The organism is Fructobacillus sp. ChS1-6f1-1-27 (assembly GCF_059579415.1).
Genome location: NZ_JCAOER010000004.1, coordinates 48,218 through 71,107, shown reverse-complemented (window position 1 = coordinate 71,107; position 22,890 = coordinate 48,218). Strand labels below are relative to the sequence as shown.

General features: G+C 44.9%; 22 protein-coding genes. 11 read left to right on the top strand and 11 right to left on the bottom strand.

Features of this window, described 5'->3' with window-relative positions; translation table 11 throughout:
* Positions 1 to 61: 61 nt before the first annotated feature.
* Positions 62 to 751 (bottom strand): helix-turn-helix domain-containing protein, encoded by a 690-nt coding sequence (locus AC5162_RS03405; RefSeq protein ID WP_496533844.1) that lies wholly within the window; start codon positions 749 to 751, stop codon positions 62 to 64.
* A gap of 122 nt (positions 752 to 873) precedes the next feature.
* Here AC5162_RS03405 and AC5162_RS03400 point away from each other — a divergent pair, with 122 nt between their 5' ends.
* The gene (locus AC5162_RS03400; protein ID WP_496533843.1) at positions 874 to 1,398 is read left to right on the top strand and encodes a sigma-70 family RNA polymerase sigma factor; all 525 of its coding nucleotides are present in this window, start codon (positions 874 to 876) and stop codon (positions 1,396 to 1,398) included.
* The gene (locus AC5162_RS03395; protein ID WP_496533842.1) at positions 1,388 to 1,612 is read left to right on the top strand and encodes a hypothetical protein; all 225 of its coding nucleotides are present in this window, start codon (positions 1,388 to 1,390) and stop codon (positions 1,610 to 1,612) included. Before AC5162_RS03400 ends, AC5162_RS03395 begins: the two co-directional genes overlap by 11 nt.
* A 107-nt stretch (positions 1,613 to 1,719) precedes the next feature.
* Here the strand turns inward: AC5162_RS03395 and AC5162_RS03390 are convergent, their stop codons facing one another.
* Positions 1,720 to 2,223: a hypothetical protein gene (locus AC5162_RS03390; RefSeq protein WP_496533841.1), complete on the bottom strand. Its 504-nt coding sequence runs from the start codon at positions 2,221 to 2,223 to the stop codon at positions 1,720 to 1,722.
* Positions 2,224 to 2,436: 213 nt separating this feature from the next.
* The gene (locus AC5162_RS03385; RefSeq protein ID WP_496533840.1) at positions 2,437 to 2,970 is read right to left on the bottom strand and encodes a YbhB/YbcL family Raf kinase inhibitor-like protein; all 534 of its coding nucleotides are present in this window, start codon (positions 2,968 to 2,970) and stop codon (positions 2,437 to 2,439) included.
* A 105-nt stretch (positions 2,971 to 3,075) separates the two neighbouring features.
* Between AC5162_RS03385 and AC5162_RS03380 the strand changes: the two genes are divergently transcribed.
* A complete protein-coding gene (locus AC5162_RS03380; RefSeq protein ID WP_496533839.1) occupies positions 3,076 to 3,570 on the top strand; it encodes a DUF1440 domain-containing protein in 495 nt (164 codons plus the stop codon).
* A gap of 123 nt (positions 3,571 to 3,693) precedes the next feature.
* The gene (locus AC5162_RS03375) at positions 3,694 to 4,944 is read left to right on the top strand and encodes an MFS transporter (protein WP_496533838.1); all 1,251 of its coding nucleotides are present in this window, start codon (positions 3,694 to 3,696) and stop codon (positions 4,942 to 4,944) included.
* Between the two features lie 51 nt (positions 4,945 to 4,995).
* Here the strand turns inward: AC5162_RS03375 and AC5162_RS03370 are convergent, their stop codons facing one another.
* Positions 4,996 to 5,349 (bottom strand): MarR family winged helix-turn-helix transcriptional regulator, encoded by a 354-nt coding sequence (locus AC5162_RS03370; protein ID WP_496533837.1) that lies wholly within the window; start codon positions 5,347 to 5,349, stop codon positions 4,996 to 4,998.
* Positions 5,350 to 5,511: 162 nt separating this feature from the next.
* On the opposite strand from AC5162_RS03370, the gene AC5162_RS03365 reads away from it, so the two are divergent.
* The gene (locus tag AC5162_RS03365) at positions 5,512 to 7,170 is read left to right on the top strand and encodes an alpha-keto acid decarboxylase family protein (RefSeq protein WP_496533836.1); all 1,659 of its coding nucleotides are present in this window, start codon (positions 5,512 to 5,514) and stop codon (positions 7,168 to 7,170) included.
* Positions 7,171 to 7,246: 76 nt separating this feature from the next.
* Here the strand turns inward: AC5162_RS03365 and lepB are convergent, their stop codons facing one another.
* The 3 genes from lepB to rbsK are packed head-to-tail and all read right to left on the bottom strand — an operon-like array spanning position 7,247 to position 9,176.
* Positions 7,247 to 7,873 (bottom strand): signal peptidase I, encoded by a 627-nt coding sequence (gene lepB / locus AC5162_RS03360; RefSeq protein WP_496533835.1) that lies wholly within the window; start codon positions 7,871 to 7,873, stop codon positions 7,247 to 7,249.
* 44 nt (positions 7,874 to 7,917) lie between these two features.
* A complete protein-coding gene (locus AC5162_RS03355; protein WP_496533834.1) occupies positions 7,918 to 8,229 on the bottom strand; it encodes a hypothetical protein in 312 nt (103 codons plus the stop codon).
* Positions 8,230 to 8,240: 11 nt separating this feature from the next.
* Positions 8,241 to 9,176, bottom strand: coding sequence for a ribokinase (rbsK, locus tag AC5162_RS03350; protein WP_496533833.1), 936 nt, complete (start codon positions 9,174 to 9,176; stop codon positions 8,241 to 8,243).
* Positions 9,177 to 9,356: 180 nt separating this feature from the next.
* On the opposite strand from rbsK, the gene rpiA reads away from it, so the two are divergent.
* Entirely contained in the window at positions 9,357 to 10,037 is a 681-nt protein-coding gene (gene rpiA, locus AC5162_RS03345; protein ID WP_496533832.1) for a ribose-5-phosphate isomerase RpiA, read from the top strand.
* A 450-nt stretch (positions 10,038 to 10,487) separates the two neighbouring features.
* Here the strand turns inward: rpiA and AC5162_RS03340 are convergent, their stop codons facing one another.
* Both AC5162_RS03340 and AC5162_RS03335 read right to left on the bottom strand, forming a co-directional pair.
* Entirely contained in the window at positions 10,488 to 11,096 is a 609-nt protein-coding gene (locus AC5162_RS03340; protein ID WP_496533831.1) for a helix-turn-helix domain-containing protein, read from the bottom strand.
* A gap of 1,097 nt (positions 11,097 to 12,193) precedes the next feature.
* Positions 12,194 to 12,544 (bottom strand): PH domain-containing protein, encoded by a 351-nt coding sequence (locus tag AC5162_RS03335; protein WP_496533830.1) that lies wholly within the window; start codon positions 12,542 to 12,544, stop codon positions 12,194 to 12,196.
* A gap of 175 nt (positions 12,545 to 12,719) precedes the next feature.
* Between AC5162_RS03335 and AC5162_RS03330 the strand changes: the two genes are divergently transcribed.
* From AC5162_RS03330 to AC5162_RS03315, 4 genes are all read left to right on the top strand, one after another.
* Entirely contained in the window at positions 12,720 to 14,081 is a 1,362-nt protein-coding gene (locus AC5162_RS03330) for a threonine/serine exporter family protein (RefSeq protein ID WP_496533829.1), read from the top strand.
* Positions 14,082 to 14,252: 171 nt separating this feature from the next.
* Positions 14,253 to 15,293, top strand: a complete 1,041-nt coding sequence (locus AC5162_RS03325; protein WP_496533828.1) for an AEC family transporter — start codon at positions 14,253 to 14,255, stop codon at positions 15,291 to 15,293.
* 19 nt (positions 15,294 to 15,312) lie between these two features.
* Positions 15,313 to 16,341: an NAD(P)-dependent oxidoreductase gene (locus AC5162_RS03320; RefSeq protein ID WP_496533827.1), complete on the top strand. Its 1,029-nt coding sequence runs from the start codon at positions 15,313 to 15,315 to the stop codon at positions 16,339 to 16,341.
* A gap of 207 nt (positions 16,342 to 16,548) precedes the next feature.
* Entirely contained in the window at positions 16,549 to 17,577 is a 1,029-nt protein-coding gene (locus AC5162_RS03315) for an AEC family transporter (RefSeq protein ID WP_496533826.1), read from the top strand.
* A 495-nt stretch (positions 17,578 to 18,072) separates the two neighbouring features.
* Here AC5162_RS03315 and AC5162_RS03310 read toward each other — a convergent pair whose 3' ends face one another.
* Together AC5162_RS03310 and AC5162_RS03305 are read right to left on the bottom strand one after the other, a co-directional pair.
* Entirely contained in the window at positions 18,073 to 19,698 is a 1,626-nt protein-coding gene (locus tag AC5162_RS03310; RefSeq protein ID WP_496533825.1) for a malolactic enzyme, read from the bottom strand.
* Positions 19,699 to 19,967: 269 nt separating this feature from the next.
* Positions 19,968 to 20,582, bottom strand: coding sequence for a TetR/AcrR family transcriptional regulator (locus tag AC5162_RS03305; RefSeq protein WP_496533824.1), 615 nt, complete (start codon positions 20,580 to 20,582; stop codon positions 19,968 to 19,970).
* A gap of 108 nt (positions 20,583 to 20,690) precedes the next feature.
* Between AC5162_RS03305 and AC5162_RS03300 the strand changes: the two genes are divergently transcribed.
* Positions 20,691 to 22,655, top strand: a complete 1,965-nt coding sequence (locus AC5162_RS03300; protein ID WP_496533823.1) for an ABC transporter ATP-binding protein/permease — start codon at positions 20,691 to 20,693, stop codon at positions 22,653 to 22,655.
* Positions 22,656 to 22,890: the final 235 nt, after the last annotated feature.

Genomic DNA, 22,890 nt, shown 5'->3' with positions numbered 1-22,890 from the left:
AAATCTCAAAAAATTAAGTAAAAAGAAAAACCGTAGTTCAATCAACTACGGTTTTTCAGTCTTATAAGATAACTGTTCCTAATATTTTTAACGGATGACTCTCATCAACAATCAAGTCACTATATTCTTTATTCAAAGAAACCAACCGACATCCCTGATCATCAAGTACTAATTTCTTAACATAAACCTCTGACCCATCATATTGTCCGATCACTATTTGACCGCTACGCGCTTCCTGAGTTTTATTGACAAAAATAATTTGCTGGTCCGTAAACATCGGCTCCATCGAGTCACCACTAACAGTTACAGCATAGTCGTGAGCAGGGACTTGTCCTTTATAAGGAACCGTTTCATGGTACTCCATATCACTCAAAAATTGACCAGTACCGGCCGAAACAGAACCATAAACTTCAACCATATCAATGATTTTGTCTTTTTGATTTTGTTCTCGTAATTCTTGTTGAGCATATTGGTACACTTTTTGCTGACGACTTTTTACCAACTTTGCATACAGTTGGTTCATCGTTGGTTCTTTTTGCTCCTCCAATTGAGCATTAACAAGGTCATCAACACTTACCGAAAATAGTTGGGATAATTCAACTAATATATCAAGATTCGGCACAGCCAAACCTTTTTCCCAATTGGCGACACTACTTCCTCCCTTTTTTCCAAGACGCATAGCAAGTGCTGATTGTTCAATTCTTTCTTTTAATCTGAGGTACTTCAAATTCTTAGAAAAGTTGGTTGGCATGTGGTGAACTCCTTCTTTGTTGATAATATTGTACCACAAAAGTTCAATAAAATTGAACTTTTGATTGACATCAATTTATTTGAAGTGTAAAGTTTGTGTCATCAAAAAAAGGAAGGTAAGAAATGACAGATAAATCCATTTCAATCGAACTACTCAAACAAGGAACTCGGCAAAATCAACTGATTTCAAACTTTATGTCACTCTCCTCTACAAAAGCATTACTTGACCAGCTAAAACTTACTAAACATGGATCAAATCAGCTAAATCAACAATTACACCAAAGCTTAAAATCATATTTTTTCTATGTTCAGTTCTTAAATTATTTAAACCAATCACTTCGGTTTAAAAGTTACAGACTAAAACAAAAATACCTAAATCAAACCGACAACATCGACCAAGTTAATCCAAACTATTTTGAGGTTGAAAGTTCCGCTTTTAAACTGGCTGTGCTAGAAAATATTCCTTGGGAAAGTCTCCTTTCTAAACAGCAAATAAAAATTTTAATTATGCTATACCTTCAAGGGTATAAACAAAAAGAGATTGGAAGTATACTCGGTATTTCAAGTTCAGCCGTTAATCAAAGTAAAAAGAAAAGCCTTAAAATTCTACATACTTATTTAGAAAGCGGTGATTCGCATGCAGGATAATCCAAAATTACGCCAAGCACTTATTACTAATAATGAAAACCAATTACTAAAAGAATTAGAGCCATTGATTAATAAACTATCTTATACTTCTGATAGCAACCAAGAAGATATCAAACAGGACTTAAAAATTGAAATTCTTAATTTATATCGAAAGTCGAGTCTTAAATTGGAAGAAAATTTCAAGAACTTTATCGAAAGGTACGAAAAAGAATAAAACTGTTTATTTATTGGATTGCGCCTTCCTAAAACATACTTCTTTTGAGGCTAATATGATTTAAAGAAAAAGGGCTTCGTTCATAGATATGAACGAAACCCTTTCAATTAATCTTCTTTATTTTTCTTCTTACCGAAGGACCACCAGTGGCTCTTTTCTTGTTCTTCCATCTCGATCCGTTGGACCCGGGAAGTAACCTTGTCGAGCTGTGACAAGGTCGCCATTTGCAAGTGTTGTTGCTGGTCGACCGTGGTCTGGGTCTTTTCCAGGTTCTGCTCGGCCTTGGCCAAGGTCGACTTCAGGGTGTCGATGTGCTGCTTACGGTCGTCGAGTTGCTGGTCCTTGTAGCCCAACTGTGATTCAAGCATTTGCAACTTCATCTTGAGCATTTCGATTTCAGCTTCGGTTTCAGAATCGAGGCTAGCTAAGGCGGATTCCTTGGCGGGCTTTAGGGCCGCCAAGTCTTCTTCTGAGTAAGTCCCATTCAAATCAATCCCGCGCAACTTGGCCCGGTGGAAGAGCGTTTCGCGCTCGATGCCCAGGAACAAAGTCAGTTCAGCGGTTGAACCGAAAGTATAGTAATCTTTCATATTTTCACGTTTGATTTTCAACGGTCAATCCTCCATCTAAGATGGTCGCCCATGAATAAAGTAGCGGGTGGCCAGAATGGTTTTGTATTTGTCATAAACGATAGTTTCAGGGCTTGCCCAAATGGAACTACCTAATCTAATATTATACCAAAAAACGTAGCAAGTAACCGGTTTTGCCAAAAAGATTTCACAAAAAAAGCGGTCAACCAAGCGGTTGACCGTCCTTTTAACAGGTTAAGATTTTGATAAAATATCCAAGCTGACCTGGTCCAAAACCAAGTCCGGCCGGTCAGTTGCCAAATGGTGGACATCGTTTAAGAAGAAGCCTTCTTCAACTGGCAATTTGTCGGCACAAGCCAAGACTGTCAGCGTATAGCGATGGTCGCCGTTGGGCGGAACCGGGCCAATATAGTGGCGGTGGAGGCGGTCATCTGGTGCGTCGATGTAACGCGAGTAAGACGAGTTTTCACCCTGGACAAATTCTGGGTTTGCCTGGTCGGCCTGCCGGGATAAGTCGGCCGGAACAACCGCTTTATCCCCAGCAACTGCATAGTTGGCTGCCAACCAGTGGATCCAGGCGAAGCCCATCACGGGAATTGAATCAAAGTCGGTGTAAGAAAAGGCAATGTACTTAGTCCCTGCTGGGAGGTCGTCGACCTCAAAGGGGAAAGATTGGACAGGGAAACGGCCAACCTTGAGGTCTTCTGAGGCGAATTTGCTATATGGGTCAGGCAAGTAGCCATCTGTTAAATTTACGTGAATGTTCATTAAAATGGACTCCAATTCGTCATTTTTAGTATTCCAATTATAGCACTGCTCAAGGGCCGGTGAAAGTGGTAAAATAATGGACGAATAACCAGAGGAGTTTATTAAATGTTCAATATCATCTTTAACTCACTATGGGTTGGTGGCTTGGCCGGTCTGCTGGGCGGCTTGGTTCGTTCCGGTTTGGATGTCGTCCTGCCGCTACGCTCCTACCAAGACGACCAAACCACCCCTACTCAAACTTTCTTAGAAGAACTTGGCTTTTCAAAAAACACTAGCCACGCCACCATTACCATGGCGGGCAACCGGCAAGTGCCCTACGTTGAACTAATCGCCCACTACCTCTTTTCAATCGTGAGCGCGATTGTCTTTGTCGCCTGGGCAAACTTTGACGGCAGCATCACCTATGGTCAAGGAACCCTGTTTGGTTTCTTGCTCTGGATCGCTTTCTACCTCGTCTTCTTGCCCCTCTTCCGGACCATTCCGATGTTTTGGCACCGGTCAATTTACGAACTGCTTGCTGAAATGGTCGGCTTTATCCTCTTTGGCTTCACCATCTACCTGGTGGCGATTGGCCTGCCAATTTCGGGTGTTTATTTATAAAAATAATTGTGAATGATGATCCAGCTGCGGGAGTGGTTGGATTTTTTTAGTAGGCAAATTTCTGGTCTACTACGTATGATGCTAAAATACTAGCAAATATGGATTACTGGAGAGGAGGTCCACATGATTATTTTTAAGCAAGCCAAAATTGTCCAACGACTGTTTTATTCCGGTGTCTTAAACGGGATTGGGACCACGCTGTTCAACATTGTTTTTGTCATTTACGCCAGCCAGACCCCCAATGCCAAAATCGCCATTACGGCGGTGGGGATTATTTCAAGCCTGCCCTACCTGCTGAATTTTTTATTAGGGCACTTGGCTGACCAGGTCAGCCATAAGCTAAGGGCCCTGGTTCTAGTCCGGTTTAGCCAAATCCTGCTCTACTTGTTTTTATCATTGGTAATTAATATCGAGCATAGCTGGCTAATCTTCGGTCTGGTCCTGGCCGTTAATTTTAGCAGCGATATGCTGGGCTTTTTCAGCTCCTATGTTCAATTACCAATCATGAACCACTACGTTTCTGACCAAGACCTGGCCAAAGTTCGCGGCATCCAACGCGGGGTTTCCCAAACCCTCGACCTGGTCGGAGCGCCAATTGGTGCCTCGATTCTAACACTGATTCACGGGAACTTTGCCGTCTTCGCCTTGATCAATGCCTTTTCCTTCTTCCTATCTTTACTTGTTTTACGAAATATCCATGATAGCAACGACGGTCAGACAGCAAAAGATGGAGGCGAACCGCCCGTCCACTTCAGCCGACAAACCCTCAAAGACCTAGGCCAAAACTTCAAAGGCCTACTCTTAGTCCAACAAGTAAAGCACTTCTTATTCATCTTCACCCTCTTTAATTTAATCGGCTCGCTGCAAACCACCCTTTTGAATATCTCAATCTTAAACCGTCCGAGCCTAATCATCAGCAATTTTGGCTTCACTGTCGCCACGGTCGAAACAACTGAGATTCTCGGAATGGTCATCGGTGCGACCGCCCCCGCCAAGCTTTTTTACAGAATGACCATCGAGCATAACTTGATTTTCGAAATGGCTATGTTTGCAGCAATTGCAGCCGAACTAGCCGTATTGGATAACATCTGGTTTGTTCTGGTAACGATTTTCTTCAGCGGTTACTTCATGGGCATCTCAAATCCAAAAATCGATGCCTACCTTATGACGACCCTACCTGAAGAAAAAATTGGCGCTGGCATGGGAGCGTTCTATACCGTCGTCACCCTAGGACTGCCGGCCGGGTCTGCCCTTGCCGGTGTTTTGAGCACGGTAATGAACGACAAAATGGGTTGGTTGCTATTAACCGTCCTGACTAGTTTAGGACTATTTTACTTGCTGGTCTTGGCTAGTAAGTACCAATCTAAGGTTTAATAATGGATAGTAAAAAGCCAGCACGAAGATGCTGGCTTTTAGCTTATTCTTTCACTTCACCCTATCCAAATACTTATCCGCCAACTTCTCCATCGCCAACTTCCAATCCCCGTCAGCCGCAGCAAAGTACTTATTTAGCAGGGCCTGCTGTTCTTGGCTGATTTTTTCATTAAGCGCTTGCCCGTCTTCAGTGAGCTGCAAGTATTTAATCCGTTTATCGACAGTGGAACGGGCCTCGGTTACCAAGCCTCGGGCAGTCAGGTCGCGAATGGCAACGTTGGCAGCCTGCTTGGAGATTCCCAGCAGCAACAAAACCTTTTTAATGCTGATATCGTCCAAACTCCCGATAATAAACAAAATCCGGTGTTGGTTCTTGGTCAAATCGTATTGATTGAGATCAACCATCGAAGAAAACTCCTGGTAAGCAAAAAAAATTGTTGGCAGTTTTTGATCAATTTCCAAAAGAAGTTCTCCTTTTTAGGTCAATTATGTTGACATATTATAAAAACGGGTATATAGTTCTGGTTATAGGTAAACTTAATTGACCTAAAAGAAAGGAAGAACTATATGACTGAATATACTATATCAGATTATCTCTTGGATGTAATCAAATCACTGGGGGCCGATGAAATTCTCGGTGTTCCCGGTGACTATAACCTCCAATTTTTGGACCATATTACCCACCGTTCCGACATGGAATGGGTCGGCAATGCCAACGAGCTCAACGCTTCCTACATGGCTGACGGCTATGCCCGTGAAAAAGGCTTTGCCACCTTTGTCACTACCTTTGGTGTTGGCGAATTGAGCGCCATTAATGGCCTCTCTGGTAGCATTGCCGAAAAGGTGCCCATTCTAGAAATTGTTGGTGCACCAACTAACGATGTCCAAAACGCTGGCAAGCTCGTCCACCACACCTTTGGCGACCAAAACTTCGACCGCTTTATCCAGGCCCACCAAGCTTTGGGCATTAAAACCACTGTTTTAGACAAGCAAAACGCCATTAACCAAATTAACGATACTTTGACTTACATCATGCAAACAAAGCAACCAGCCTACCTGGTGTTGCCAAGCGACTTAGTCAACGTACCCGTTAACCCAGCGTTGAAAGCGGAAATTAACCAGCTCTTTACTGAAACAAAAACCACTTCTTCGGCCAGTCTAGAAGCCATCACCGCTGCCTTAGCAACCGCTAAGAACCCGGTTATCATTGCTGGCCACGAAATCGACCGCTTTAACCTCGGCGATGCCGTGCGCGACTTTTCATTACTCAACAACATCCCCGTTGTCGACCTTGGTTTAGGCAAAGCAGCCGTTGATGAAAGTTTTGAAAACTTTGTCGGTACCTATAACGGTACGATTTCTGACCAAGAAATTAACCAATTTGTCGCAAACGCTGACGCCGTTATGGTCTTAGGCGCTAAGTTAACCGACTCTGTTACCGGCGGCTTTACCCAAGAATTCGATGATAGCCAGGCAATCACCCTTTCAACCACCGAAGGCCAGATTTACGGCAAAGATTTGCCAGCTGACTATGACTTCCAGGCCACTGTTACCGGCCTCGCAACCGCCAAGTTAAACTTAAACCTACCAGCTGTTCAGAAGCCGGCCGACCAAGCCCTGCCTGCCCCAACTGACCAGCCGCTTACCCAGGCCTTCTACGACCAAGCCTTGCAAGGCTTTATCACCGCTAATAAAACGCTGGTGGCTGAACAAGGGACTTCATTCTTCGGTTTGGCTAGTCAAAACTTGGCCAGCGGTGCGAAATTCTTCGGCCAGCCACTCTGGGGGTCAATCGGTTACGCCTTCCCTGCCACCCTTGGTGCCCAACTTGCTAACCAAAACCGTCGGGCTGTGCTTTCAACCGGTGAAGGTTCCTTGCAGCTGACCATCCAAGACCTCGCCCTCGCATTAAAGCAGCGCCTGACACCCGTTTTGTTCATTATCGAAAACACCGGCTACACGGTTGAACGTGTTATCCACGGTATGCACGAATCCTATAACGATGTGCCAAAGTACCGCTATGACCAAATCGCCAACGCCTTTGGTGGCCAGGCCAACCAATACGACTTTATCGAAGCTTCAACAGAAGAAGAATTAGTGGCCGCCATGGAAAAAGCGGACCAGGAAACTGATAAGCTAGTCATTATCCAAGCCAACATGGCAATGGACGATGCCCCAGCCCAATTAATTGAAGCTGGTATTCGCTTCGAAGCCCAAAACCACTAATCACTAACCCAAACTTTTCACCTCACAAAAAATGACCAACAAGGAAACCCTTGTTGGTCATTTTATTTAGCCAAACTTATGAAGCAAAGAAGTGGTCCCGTTCCTTACTAATATTGTTCTGGACCGTCTTGCTGTACCAGAACGGTACTGAGACGCGGCCGATGACGTGGTCTTTTGAAACAAAGCCGAAGTAACGACTATCGTTTGAAACAGAGCGGTGGTCACCAAGAACGAAGTAAGTTCCCTTTGGCACAACGGTCTTGCCTTGGTCATCCTTCTTCCACAAACCAGTTGAAGAAAGGCTACCAAGTGACCAGCTAGAACCAAAGCTAGCTTCCGTTCCAGAAACTTGCTGGTCATCTGAGATAAAGGATTCATTGACCTTCTTGTTGTTGACGTAAAGGGTGCCGTCCTTGTATTCAATCGTATCACCGGGAACACCGATAACCCGCTTGACGTAGTCCTTGTTACCAGCTTCAATCCGAGGGTCTTCCTTGCGGGCGTCAAAGACGATGACATCCCCCCGCTTCACATTATGGGTCTTAGTAACCAGGACCTTTTGTTCATTTAACAAGTTAGGGGCCATCGAGTCCCCATTAATGGTCACGACGTTGACCCAAAAAGTGGTCACAACTAAGTAAACCGCAATTCCAACTGCAATTGGCACAATCCAATTCCAGATAAATGCTAAAAACTTTTTCATATTAATTTTTCCTTTAAATTATGATAATCGATTAGCGGCGAGCCTTATGACCGAACCGTGTTAATCGTTACATGATAAATTTTATCACTATCTTGGCCATTTGTATCGAAATGATAGATTCCATGGACCAATTCCAAATTCAAAACTTGCCCGTCTTGCAGCAAACCGGGAATTAAATTAGTTGGGTTTGGGCCCGGAAAGGCTTGGTCCCAAGAGATCACTAAGTTGTCTTCAAAAGAAAAGGCGAGGACCCGGTAGTCCAGGACTGGCCAAGGCTGGCCGGCTTCATCTTGGCCCTTTTCTTGCAAAGATAACCAATAATCCTTACGGATTAGGCCCATATCAGCAACTTGCATGACAACCTCCCTTACTTGGCCTTTGGCAACTGGGACAAGATTTCTTCTTGGCGTGGAATCGATGGGATGGCCCCTGGCCTAGCAACCGTCAGTGATGAAGCCGCCACTCCAAAACGGATTGCCCCTTCAATATTATCAAAGGATGGCACCAGGCGAGAAAGCAGGGCACCGATAAAGGTGTCACCAGCTGCCGTGGTATCAATGGCAGTGGTTTTAATCGCTGAAACCATGATTTCTTTGCCGTCAGCTGACTGGTAAAAGGCCCCCTTGTCACCCAAGGTAATCAAGACGTGCTTGACGCCCGCGTCAAAAAAGAACTGGGCGTTTTTTACCAAAGATTCCCGGTCGGTCACCGGGATGTCGGTGATTAGGGCCGCTTCGTGTTCGTTTGGAATAACCAAGTCCGTTTCGGCCAAGAGTTCTTTCGGTAAGTCTTCTTGAGCTGGAACTGGGGCCGGGTTCAGCACTGTTAAAACGCCAGCCTTGTGGGCATCCTTGAAGCCGGCCAAGACCGTTTCGACTGGGACTTCTAACTGGGCCAGGCAAAAGGCGGCGTCATCAAAGGCGGCCTTTTGGTCCCAAATGTCTTTAGCAGTCAATTCGCCGTTGGCACCCTCGTAAACATAGATGATGTTATCGCCGGTCGCCTTGGAAACCGTGATGTAAGCTTGGCCGGTTTCGGCCTGGTCGGCCTGCAAGACGTAGTCTAAGTTTAATCCGTCTTCTTGGATATGGCTTTTGAGGTCAAAACTAGCGCCGACCTTGGTAATAAAGTTGGCCTGGCTGCCCGAACGGGCAACGGCCACTGCCTGGTTCAGCCCTTTGCCGCCCATGACCTCTTCTTGGTGCTGGGGCGTTGACAGTGTTTCACCACTTGAGGCGAGCCGGGGAACCCGGGTCACCTTGTCAATGTTGGTCGACCCGATAATTGTTACTTGCTTGACCATGCCGTTTCCTTCCTGCATTTGTCATTTCTAGAAATTTTTCTTCAAGGTCTATTTTACTAAAGATAGGAAGAAAAGACAGGAAAACCGGTCAATTTCGTCGGCCGAACCACCCCGCTAGGCGGGCAATATCTGCTATAATAGAAGTAATGATTACTACTGCCACTTGTTGGAGGATTTGACGTGAACGATCAAAAGGTTAAAGCAGCTCAAATGGCAGTCGAACTCATCCCAGACCATGCCATTGTTGGCCTCGGCTCTGGGTCGACTGCTTCCATTTTCATTGATTTACTCGCCAAAAAAGCCCATGACGAAAACATGGACATCACCTGCGTTTCAACTTCAGCCCAAACGGCTCAATTGGCCTTAGGCTTTGGCCTAAAAGTGGTCGATATTGACGCCGTTGACCGGATTGACGTGACCGTCGATGGGGCCGACGAAGTCGATGGTAACTTAAACGGTATTAAGGGGGGCGGGGCCGCCCTGCTTTTCGAAAAAATTGTGGCCAGCAATTCAACTAAGAACATCTGGGTCGTTGACTCTTCCAAGCAGCACGAATTCTTAGGTTCGTTCAAGCTCCCCGTTGAAGTTGTCAAATTCGGTGTCCACCATGTCTTTAACTACCTCAAAAAGCACAACTTATCCCCCGTTTACCGGATTCAAGAAGATGGGAACTACCTAACCACCGACTCCGGGAACTACATTATCGATGTTGACATCACTGGTCAAACCGACCTGCCCCAATTGGCCAAGGACCTGAAGGCCTTGACCGGGGTCGTCGAACACGGTTTGTTCATTGATATCTGTGACGTCTTGCTGGTGGGTAACACAGGCGAGGCAATTTATAAGAAGGATTTGGGTTAGTGTTCTTCGTTTAAGCAGAAAATTCTATGCTATAATATAGACAAGATTAAATAAGAAAAGTCACTACAAACTCTTTTCTAAAAAGTCCACCGCCGGCCAGCGATGGGCTTTTTTTATGTATAAAACCCCGGTCGGCCAACCGGAGCTTTTTTAGCTTAGTCCTTTCGACTAAACCATTTTCGCAACTTAGTTAATGCTAATTCCGATAACACCGCAGTTAATATCTCAATTAGCACGGCGCGAAGCAGTTGCAAGCAGATTAAAAAGAAAGTCATGTCACTACCTCCTTTCCCGGCGCCTAACTACAACGCCATATATATTTATACGCAATAAAATCATTTTATTTAGTCAGCTTTAAATTTTTTAGTAACATTAACTGTTTAACTGTTTAATTTTGGACACAAAAAGAGCCCTGAAAATTTCAGGGCTCTTTTATTCATTTTTTAAAACTTAATTCTTATTCTTAAACTGACTAGGCACCTGTGGTACAAAGTAGGCGGAACTAGTTACCAAAAACAACTTCACAGCTGAGCCAACAACCATACCATCACGGTAACTAGCGTTTCCCGTCAACCCAGTCGACATCGCAAGACTGAAAAAGTATAAGAAGGCAACGATGACAACTAATAGTGCCCACTTATTTTTCAAAAGATTGACTGGCTCTTGAATAGTCGAATACAAAATGGCTACAACGACGATTCCGGCTAGTCCAACGACAGCCGTTAACCCAGTTGGTAGGTTTAGATAATGATTCGTAATTTCAAATAGCAGGTAAAAAATATTAATTAAATATGCAACTGTATATAAGTTTTTCTGCCGGTTATACCGGCCATCAATCGCTTCAAAGTGTTCCATCATTTCATAATCCTCTTTCATCAGTTCGTCCAAAGAAATTTGATAGGTGTCGCTAATAGCCACAATATCTGCAATCCCTGGATAACTTTTCCCGTTTTCCCAACTCGAAATCGTTTGACGAGTTAAGTGCAATTCTTGGCCCAATTGTTCTTGGGTCAGGTTCTGAGCTTTTCTCAGTAATTTTATCTTTTCTCCGATTACCATTAGTTGCTCCTTTGTTCTTAATATAGCGGGTTGGTAGTGTTTTGGAAAGCAAAGGTTGTTAACATTTAGTTGTATCAGGCTTGCAATAGATTTTAACTACCCGTTCAGACACTTTCCTTGATTGATTTTAATCCAATTGTCATTTCGCTATTACACACGCAAATTAGATAACTGATACACTTTTACTAGTTTGGATAAAATAAAAGAGAAGAGAGTGAGGTTTCCCAATGATTATTAAACCGCTTTACCAGAAAATTGTTGCCACCGTGTGGCTGCTCGCCATGTTTGCCTTTTACAGCCACCCGTTTATTTATTGGCCAATGGCCATTATTTACCTAATTGCTATCTTTTGGGGATTTGGTTTTAAAAACATCGAGCTGAAAAAGAAAAGTAAGTAACAATAGTAAGCTAAGACCGTTTGAAGGTCTTGGCTTTTTTAATTTTCAGCACAAAAAAAGACACCGCTGGTCGACGGTGTCTTACAAGAGGTGAATGCCCCCCTCTATTTTTTCAACCAGATTATAACACATTTTTTTAAGTTAACTACTCAACTAAAAATAATAAATCTTTCAAATCATATCATAATAAAAAGTTCACCGCCTGCCAGCAATGAACTTGAAAGAGGTAAATACCTCTCCGTTACTTCCAGTTTCATTATACCAGATTTTAAGCCATTAAAAGATATTCCTTATACACAATTTAAGAGCAACCAACTACTATATTTTACGTGATAACAACCAAATAATCACAATAATAAAGGCCGATGTGCTTACTTTCTTTCCTGTAAAATATGGACGGGTGATTTACACCCTGAAAGGAGGTGAACGCGATGAGCCTCAATAATTTCTTGGTGCTTCTTGTACTTGGTGTGACAACTTCAGTTCTATCTGGATTCATACTATACAAGTTGCAAAAGTGGTTAGACCAAAAAGACTAATTACACGTGCCTCGGTTGGCCGACCGAGGCTTTTTTGATACAAAAAAAGTCATTGCTGGCCGGCAATGACTTGAAGGAGGTGCACGCTCCTCAATAACTTCTTGACAATATTATAACACGTTTTAAAAACACAGTGAGTAAACCACTCACCTCCGTAGCATTAAGCAATTGCTTGATTAATGGTCTGGACAACCTCTTCCGGATTTTCAACGCCCAAGACAAGGCGAGTGTATTGTTCGTTTTCCAATGAAATAACGACTGGTTTTTCACCTTTTTTTACATTAAAAAATGTTTTCTGACCGTTCTTTGTAAAAGAGCCACCAAAATAATTTGGTAAGCCTGTACCTAAATTACGGATTCCCTTGGCTTCTTTTAGGATGCTTTCATCGACTGTTGCATTTTTGATGTCTTTCACAGGCACTACAATTGCAGTTTTGAACGAAAGAAACTTATTCAAGCCAGTTGGTGAAACCGTCAGCTCTTTATTTGCCAAAACAACTTCATTTTCCATCATCAACCTTCTTTACAAAGACGAATTTCCCTTTAATTGTTTGCCTAAAAGATACACCTACCTAATCAATAAATCAATAATTTTTCTCCCACCCCACCTTGAAAAACAAGGGCCAAAAGCCTATCATATTACCTATATTGACGTTTTTAAGAAGCTCTCTAAAGAAGGAAAAACCATGACCACGCAAACGACTAAGGCCGCTCTGGCAGATACCAATAATCCCGGCAGACTCCACCACCATATGGCGATCCGCTGGGAGAAGGTGATTGCCGGCGAGCCCGTTCCTGCCCGGGAGGCTTCGCTCCGGGTCCGGGCCTCGATTGTTGGCCGGGTTGGGCTCTTGCTCTTGTCCTGTGGGACTGGAGCCTGGCGGGTTCGGGATGCGATGAACACGGTTGCCCGGGCCTTGCAGATGACTTGTTCAGCCGATATTGGTTTTACTTCGTTAACGGTCACCTGCTTTGACGGCGTTGAATCCTTCACTGAAAGTCTGAATTTGCCAAGCTCTGGGGTTAACACCCACAAGTTGGCCTTGTTGCGGGACTTTGTTTTGCACTTTGCCAGCGATTACGCTGACAAGACCCCGTTGGAAATCCACCAGCGCTTGAGTGAAATCAAGCAAGAACCAAGTAACTATTCGAAAATCCAATCCGGCTTGGCGGCCGGCTTAGCCTGTGCCGGCTTTATCTTTTTGCTCGGTGGTGGCTGGATCGAAATGGTCTGCTGCTTCTTTGGAGCCGGCATTGGCCAGTACACCCGCAAGGTTTTGGGCGCCCACCATTGGACTTCGGTGGCGACAACTGCCTTGGGCGTTGGGGCAGCCTCTTTGACCTACTTTATCGTTTTGCATTTACTCGCCTTATTCTTGCCAGTGGCATCGGCCCACGAAGCCGGCTACATCGGGGCCTTACTCTTTGTCATCCCCGGTTTCCCCTACATCACCAGTATCTTGGATATCACCAAGAATGACATGCGGTCGGGACTGGAGCGGTTGACTTTTGCCTTGCTGACAATCATCACAGCAACCTTGGTCGGCTGGCTGCTGGCCCTGGTCTTTGGTTTTCAGCCGCAAAACTTTTTGCCGCAAGGCTTAGGACTAGTACCATTAGTACTCTGCCGGTTAGCCGCTTCCTTTGCTGGGGTCTTCGGCTTTTCGGTGATGTTTAATTCCAAGGCCAAGATGGCGATGACAGCCGGCTTGATTGGGGCGGTCGCCAACACCTCCCGGTTAGAATTAGTCGAACTGGTCCACTTCCAGCCGGCAGCGGCTGCCTTTATCGGAGCCTTAATCGCTGGCCTCTTGGCCTCTTGCATTAACCACCGGACCCTTTACCCCCGGATTACGCTGACCGTGCCGTCAATTGTGATTATGGTGCCTGGTCTTTACATCTACCGCGGGGTTTACAACCTCGGGCTGAATAACATCGGTACCGGGGCCGAATGGGTCACCAAGGCGATCTTGATTATGATGTTCCTGCCACTCGGACTCTTTGTCGCCCGCTTCGCCTTTGATGCTAAGTGGCGGAAGATTGATTAAATTTTTTCCAAATAAAATATCGACCACTGTTCGATTCTTTCGGACAGTGGTCTTTTTTCTTGTACTTTTTGTTTTAAAATGTATAAAATTCGCAATTAAATTATAAAATATAAACTTTCGTGCTATAATCGAGGCACAAATTGTTATTTTATTCACGAAAGGAGTCCCACCATGTTTTCCTCTGTCCTTGAAACAATTACCAAGCCAACCTTTCTAACGGCAATCTTAGAAACGATTGGCACGATTAGCCTTGGCTACTGGCTCCGCTTCCACCAAGTGATTGGCCGGGATGGCGTTAAGACTTTAACTTCGATTACAATGTCTGTCGCCCTGCCACTTTTAGCCTTCACTTCCTTTTTAGTACCGTTAAACCAAGAAATTTTACAGCAAACCACCTCGGTTTTAGTTTGGGGGATTGTCGTTTACGTGGCCTTGATTATTTTAACGCCACTCTTTTATTCCAGGTACTCTCGGGGAGAACGAACCGTTTTAGCCGTCCTCTCATCCTTTGGGTCGACAACCTTCTTTGGGATGCCGATTGCCGGCGCCTTGTATGGGGCCAGAGGAATTATGTATGCCTCCGTTTTTAATATCGGCTACCGGATCTTCTTGTATTCCTACGCCTATATCCGTTTGTCCGGACAGACTTTTCGAAAAGAACACCTCAAAACAATGCTGGTGAACCCAATTGTTTTGGCGACTTTTATCGGCCTGGCTTTATGGGTTTTGCAGCCGGTCATGCCAACGATTGCGGCTAAGCCTTTGGTCGGTGGGGCTCTTGTTCAAGTCGCCTTTTACCGGATCGACTTAACCTTACCCTGGGTCTACACCTGGCTAAAGTTGTTGGCAGGGTTAGCAGCCCCCTTGGCTTGGTTGGCAATTGGCGCAAGCTTGGCGAACACCCCTGTCACTAAGGCCCTGGCCAACCAAACCGCCTGGTACTACTCCTTTGTAAAAATCATCTGCATTCCCGCCATCTTTGCCGGCCTAGTCACCACTTGTTCAGCCTTAGGATTGCTGGCAGTCAACCAAGTGGCCCTGGCAACGATGGTCGTAATGATGGCAACCCCGGTCGCAACCGTGGCGGTCAACTACGCAATTGCCTTTAACAAAGAGGGGCAGTTAGCGGCCAACATTTCGTTAATTTCGACGATTGCTGCCACAGTCGCAATGCCACTATGGCTAATGGTTTTACAAGTACTAACACAGTGAAAACAGGAAGGAGAGAATAATGACTTTTAAAATTTTGTCTTTTGGAACCCGCGAGAACGAAATCCCCTACTTCCAACAAATTAACCAAGACCGGTACAACCTGGTCTTAACTAGCAAGCACCTCGGCCTGCACACCGTTCACATGGCAGCTGGCTGCGACGGCGTCTTAATCCGGGCTTCCGACCAGGCCGACAAAACTGTCTTGGACCGGCTCAACCAGCTCGGTATTCGCTACGTCTTCACTCGGACCGTCGGCTATAACCATATTGATTTAAACGCTGCTCGAAAAAACAAGCAAGTTGTCGCCTATGTACCGGCTTATTCCCCCTTTGCCGTGGCAGAACTGGCCTTTACGCTTGGCATTATCCAACACCGCCAGTTAACTCGGGCAATTTCAAACAGTCAAAATGCCGACTTCCGGGTCGAAAACTTAGCCTTAAAACCGGAATTACACTCCTTGACGGTTGGGATTGTTGGCACCGGTCGGATTGGCCTAGCTGAAGCCAAACTCTGGCAAGGTGTTGGTGCAACCGTAATTGGCTTTGATATCAACAGTGCCATTGGCGCCGGGTCCAGCCTGCGAATTAAGTATGGGACTTTAGCCTTTGTCTTGGCTGAGGCCGACATTGTTTCCCTGCACGCCCCTTATATTCCTGGCATCGATGGTCGCTTTTTTGGCAAAACTGAACTAGCCCAAATGAAGCCCTCCGCCATCCTGGTCAACACCGCCCGAGGTGAAATTACCGATGAGCGGGCAATCATCAAGGCCATCAAGAACAAAACCATCGCCGGCTTTGCCACCGATGTGGTGACCCACGAAAACCAGTACTTCGGCCAGGACCAACCCGATGCCTTTTACCAACCCGGCTCCATCATGAAAACCTTTCAGTCTCTCTATCCTAGGGTAATTGTCACACCTCACCTAGGTTCTTATACGGAAAACGCCCTGGAAGATATGGTTTCGACTTCTTTAACAAACTTCGACCATGCCCGAGCCCACGACTTTGACGACAACTTTTTGGTAAAACCGGGTGAATTTGTCGGTTAGATTTTTAAAGTTCTCAGTAACTAAAAGCATGACAAGGAATTACTGCCAGCAGTTGGGCCAGTCCACTTATATTAGAAAAAACACCCTCGGTTTAGCTCTTGCAGCCACGGTTACGGTGTTATGTTATGTGACAAAAGACCGCTCTTTCGTATAATTCGCCCCTATAATCGAGAAAAAGCCGATTTAACTTAGAGAGCGAGGGACAATATGTTTGCAGCGATTACCAGCACCTTTACGAGCAGTACCTTTTTGACCGCCATTCTCGAAACAATCGGGACAATCGTCTTGGGTTACTATATCCGCCGCCGTGAAATTCTAACGGCAGATGCCGTCAAAACACTGACCTCACTGACCATGTCGGTCGCCTTGCCCCTCTTGGCTTTTACCTCTTTTTTGACGCCACTCAACCAAACAATTTTTCGCCAAGCGGTCAACGTCTTGATCTGGGCCGTGATTGTTTACCTGGCACTGATTGTCCTAGCACCCCTGCTTTACCCCCACTATGACCGTGAAAAGCGGTCAGTTTTGGGAGTCTTAACCACCTTTGGCTCAACAACTTTCTTTGGGATGCCCATCGCCGGGGCCTTGTACGGGGCTAAGGGCATCATGTATGCCTCGGTCTTTGACATTGTTTACAGGATTTTACTATATTCCTATGCCTATATCAAAATGTCTGGGCAAAGTTTTGAAAAAAAGCACCTCAAAACCCTCCTATTAAACCCCAACATCATTGCGACTTTCCTAGGACTGTTTCTCTGGGTCTTGCAACCAATCATGCCAACGGTGGCAGCCCATGATGCGACCACCGGAGTATTGACCCACGCCGCCTTTTACCGGATTGACCTAACCTTACCTTGGTTGTATGCCTGGTTGAAGCTCTTAGCCGGCTTGGCCGCCCCACTAATTTGGCTTGCCATCGGTGCCAACCTAGCCAACGTACCAATTCAAAAAGCTTTGACCAACAAAACAGCTTGGTACTATTCCTTGGCCAAAGTTGTCTTAGTCCCTGCGGCTTTTTCGGGTGTTTTAGTCGTCGCTTCTGCTGCCCATGTTTTGGCCGTGAATGATGTCGCCTTAGCGACAATGGTAATTATGATGGCCGCCCCGGTGGCAACCGTCGCTGTTAACTACGCGATGGCCTTTAACAAGGAAAGTCAGTTAGCGTCGAATATCTCGCTGGTTTCCACGATTGCAGCCACGTTAATGATGCCCTTTTGGTTGGTTGTAGTGCACTAATAAAGGCTAGGACAAAGAGTTTTGACTAAGGCTGACAAATAAAAAACCGGGCAACCACAGGGATTAACCTGCGGTTGCCCGGTTTTTATTTGCTAGAACATGACAAAAACAATGCGCTAAGTTAATGGATCTGTAGGCATCCAAAACTCAAGCAAGAGTTCGAGTAAGGCCATCGGTGAAAGGTGAGGCGCCCAACGCTTTGCACAATCATCCCCCTGAACAAAGTTAATTCTTTTAAAATTATTTGCATCAAAGAGGACAATCTTGACGCAGGAACGGGTTCTGATGTGACCTAATTACCGACTAGGTTGTTATCAAACAGCAACAGCATTCAAACAAGACTAAAAAGTAGGAGAATATGACTAGTAAAAGGAGCATTTTTAGTCATCCCACTTGAAGTTCTTTCGTCTAAAAAAAGGACTTAACGTCCTTTTCCTATTTGTTGCTTTGCTTTGTTTGTTTTTGTTTGTTTTTGTGAAGAGAATGTACTAAATCTTAGTACTTAGGTTCCCACTTCAAGTCTTCGATGGCCTTCTTTACGTCAGAAATGTTTTCCTTCGTAATTCCTTGGTCAACGGCAGACTGTGCAGTGGCAATCGCAACTGTTTCAGAGAAGACACTCAACTTTGAAACAGGAGGCAAGACAGCGGCACCGGCCTTAGCAGTATCAACGATACCACCAAGTGAGTGGGCTGCAGCTGAAATCATTTCATCGTTCAAAACCTTAGCGGTTGAGGCGATAGTACCAAGTCCAAGTCCTGGGTAAACCAAGGCGTTGTTAGCTTGTCCGATTTCGTAAGTAGTACCCTTGTATTCGATTGGGTTAACAGGGATACCAGTGGCGATTAAGGCCTTACCATCAGTCCATTCAAGCAAGTCTTCAGCCTTTGCTTCAGCCAACTTAGTTGGGTTAGACAATGGGAAGATAACTGGGCGTTCAGTGTGAGCGGCCATTTCTTGAACGATTTCCTTGGTAAAGGCACCTGGTTGCGTTGAAGTTCCAACCATGATTGTTGGGTGGATTTCCTTCACAACGGCTTCCAAGTTCGTCAATTCTGAAGCGTTGGCGAATTCTGAACGTGAACGCGCAAATGGCTTTTGTTCAGGAGTCAAGTCATCCATATCATCGAACAACAAACCTTGCTTGTCGACCATGTAGATGTGCTTGCGGGCTTCTTCTTCTGACAAACCTTCTTGCAACATTTCTTCGTACATCCGGTTGGCAATACCTGCACCGGCTGAACCAGCACCGAATGTCAAATAAGTTTGGTCAGACAACTTTTCGCCAGTAATCGTCATGGCACCCAAAGCGGCTGCCAAAGTGATGATACCAGTTCCTTGGATGTCATCGTTAAAGGTCGTAATCTTGTCCTTATACTTGTCCAAGATAACAGCGGCGTTTGAACGACCGAAGTCTTCCCAGTGCAAGTACAAGTTAGGGAACAAGTTTTCAGCAGCTTCAACAAAGCTGTCAACGAATTGCGTGTACTTTTCACCGCGAACACGTTCGTGACGGTTACCCAAGTACATTGGGTTGTCCAACAATGATTGGTTGTTGGTTCCGTTGTCCAAGACAACTGGCAAAACGTTTTCAGGGTTAACACCAGCAGCTGCAGTATAAACCATCAACTTACCAACGGCGATATCAACACCGTTAGTACCCCAGTCACCGATACCCAAGATACCTTCGGCATCAGTTACAACGATCAACTTGATGTCGCGACCATCGGCACCAGCCTTCAAGGCTGATTCCATTACGTCAGGTTCGTCAATTGACAAGTACACAGCGTTTTGTGGGTCAACAAACAATTCTGAGTAGTTTTCAATCGTGTCAGCAATCACTGGATCATAAACGATTGGCATAAATTCAACCACGTGTTGTGAGAACAAGTAGTAGAACAATGTGTGGTTCGTGTTGAAAATTTCCATCAAGAACAAGCGCTTTTCCAAGTCAGATGGCTTAGACAAGAACTGTTGGTAGGCTTGGTCAGATTGTTCTTCCAACGTTTGCACACGAGGAGGAAGCAAGCCGGCAACGCCGAGTTCCTTCCGTTCTTCCATCGTGAAGCCAGTACCCTTGTTCAAGAAGGGGTTATTCAAAATTTCGATTGGTGTCTTCATTATGAGACGGCTCCTTTTTTAGTCTTTAACCCGGGGAAATTCCCGTGCTATTTAACAAAATTATTTTATTCCTGGAGAAAAAGTATAGTCAAACAGGTAGCTTATCCTCACTTTTCCTTATAATGAGACAGTTTGCTGACAAATTGCAGGCTATTTCTACCAATATCTCCAACACTTTTTTTGAGCCGTTGTTTTATCGATTACATCCGTAACCTTTAGGTAAAATAAGGCATAAAAAAAGCCTCAAATTGAAATAAAATAATTTGAGGTTAACCTTGGTTGATTTGGTCAAAGGCTCCCGGCTCATTCTTGGGCCGGCCAGCCGCACCATACTGGAAGAAGGCTTGGAGCCCTTCAATTTGCTTGGGGCTTAAGTCTGTATCGATCTTACCAAGCTCTGCAAAGACCCAGGATAGGACCATCAAAATAACGTCATCGCTGGCAGTTGTTTGAATCTCACCACTTTCCCGGCCTTTTTTAATTAAAGAATACATCAGAGACATCTGACTATTATATAGGTAGTCTTCGACAACTTGTGACTGTTTAATCACCTGTTGGAACTCTTTGAAAGTCGCCATTCCTAAACGGATAGCACTGTCCTCGCTCTCCTTTTTAAAGGCCTGAATAATTTGGGCAAAACTAGCATCTTCGTCTTGAACCATTTTCACGATTGGTTCAAAGTGAACCTTATGGTAGTCCAAGACGACCTGCTCAACCAAGTCTTCTTTGGTTGAGAAGTACTTATACATCGTGACGATTGAGATGCCGGCCGCTTGGCTAACATCCTTTAATCCAGTGGCTCGTATTCCGTCTTCAACCATCAAATCAGTGGCGGCTTTTAAGATTTTTTGCCGGTTTAATTGTTTTAATTCTTCTCGTTTCAAAGGCTCTCTCCTTATCGATAAATTTATTTTATAATAGCTTGACATTTATTTCAATAAAAGGTTTAATATAGTCAATCCATATTTAAGTTTATTGTTGAAAGGAAGCATATGGCATACTTAGAGCTAAAAGACATTAAAAAGTCTTATTTCTTGGGCCAGGAAGAATTTCCTGTCCTAAAAGGAATTGACCTTGACTTTGACCTCGGTGACTTCGTGTCAATTCTTGGTGAATCTGGTGGTGGTAAGTCAACTTTGATGAACATCATCGGTGGCTTGGACCGAAACTTCTCTGGCCAAGTCTTAGTGAAGGGCAAGTTGCTTGACCACAAGCAAGAAAAGGAATTGGACCGGTACCGTCGTGAGACAATCGGTTACATCTACCAGTCTTACAACTTGGTTTCTCACTTGTCAGTCTTTGACAACGTCTTAGTATCTTTGGATATGACGACTTTAAATAAGAAGCAACGTGAAGACCGGGCCAAGGAACTCTTGGAAAAGGTCGGCTTGGGTGCTCAAATGAAGAAGTACCCCAACCAGTTATCTGGTGGTCAAAAGCAACGTGTTGCCATTGCTCGAGCTCTTGCTTCTGACCCAAAGGTCATCATTGCCGATGAACCAACTGGGGCCTTGGATGCCGAAAACACTCAAGAAGTCTTGGACTTGTTGAATGAAATTGCCAAGGAAGGCCGTTTGGTTATTACGGTTACCCACTCACAGGCGGTTGCTGATGCCGGTACGCGGATTGTCCGTTTGGCCGAAGGCCAAATCGAATCTGACGACCGGATCAAGCCTGCATTTGGCGCTACCGATAAGGAAATGCTTGGTTCACGCCCACTTCCAAAGAGCGCAAGTATCCGGACCGCTACCAAGCACTTCAAGTACAACTTGAAGCACAATTCCTTGATTATCTTGGGAACGGCCATTGGTTTGTTTGCTGTGGTCTTGTTCTCAGGTCTTGGTAATGGAATTTCTGGTTATATTAGTGACCAGATTACCAAGGTGGCCAACCCTCAATCCGTCACAGTTTCTCGCTACAGTAAGGAATCAGAGGGTCAATCAAACATTGCCGCCTTGTTGTCTGGTAATAAGCAAAGCTTTACTGATGACCAAATCAAGCAAATCAAGGGCGTTAGCCACGTTTCTAAGGTTGAAAACTCCTACAACGCATCGAACGTGACCGCTTCTTACAATGGTAAGAATGCCACTGTCACAACTTTGGCTAACTGGACTTCCGAAGACACGACTGACTCCATCGAAGCTGGCCACAAGCCTAAGTCTGGCGAAGTGCTCTTGGATGAAACCACAGTTACAAAGCAACTTGGTATCACCAACTACAAGGACGCTGTTGGTAAGGACGTCACTTTGACTTACCAAGTTCAAAACGGACAATCAGCAAGCACCGTTACAATCAACGCCAAAATTGGTGGAGTTGTGAAGGCTAACAGCCAAGGTGTTGGTCAAGGAATTATCAATACTCAAACCCTTACCGATGCAATGGCCAAGGCTGGTTTGTCAACTGCCCCAACTTCATTGAACTTGAAGATTGATGACATGGACAACGTCAAAGCAACCACTAAGAAGATTGACAAGATTAAGGATAGTTCATCTAACCGCTTGTACAGCACTTCTTCAGTGATGAGCATTATTAACCAAGCCCAAACTTACGTCAACTTGGCAACCAACGTTTTGGCAACCATCGCCGGAATCTCATTGATTGTTTCAGCCTTGATGATTATCGTGACGATGTACATGTCAGTTTCCGCCCGTACCAAGGAAATCGGAATCTTGCGGGCCATCGGTGAAGCTAAGAGCGATATCCAATGGTTGTTCATTACCGAATCATTGATTACTGGTCTTCTCTCAGCAATCTTTGCCACTGCCTTTGCCTTCTTGGCCCAGGTTGGTGTCAACGCCGCCTTGAAGGGCACTGCTGATTACGCCTTTGTTCAAATCTCATTTGGCAATGTCTTGACCGCCTTCGTCTTAGCCCTCGTGATCTCATTGTTGGCCGCTATGTTGCCAGCCCGTCGCGCATCTAAGTTGAACCCAATCGACGCTTTGTCAGCTGACTAAGCTTTGACTAATAAGTAAACATTTTTCAAATAAAGAGCCGCTCCTAAAATAGGAGCGGCTCTTTTGTTTTATGATATTATACAATTTGGCTTTATTTGTACTTATTTTATAAATACATCTCGTTATTTTAAAATATTATTATAATTCGTTGGGTTTTATTGTAAACTGTTTTTAGGTGCTCGCTCCACGGCACCGGAAAGGAGGCTTTTTGATGAACCTCCCCTTTTTTATATTG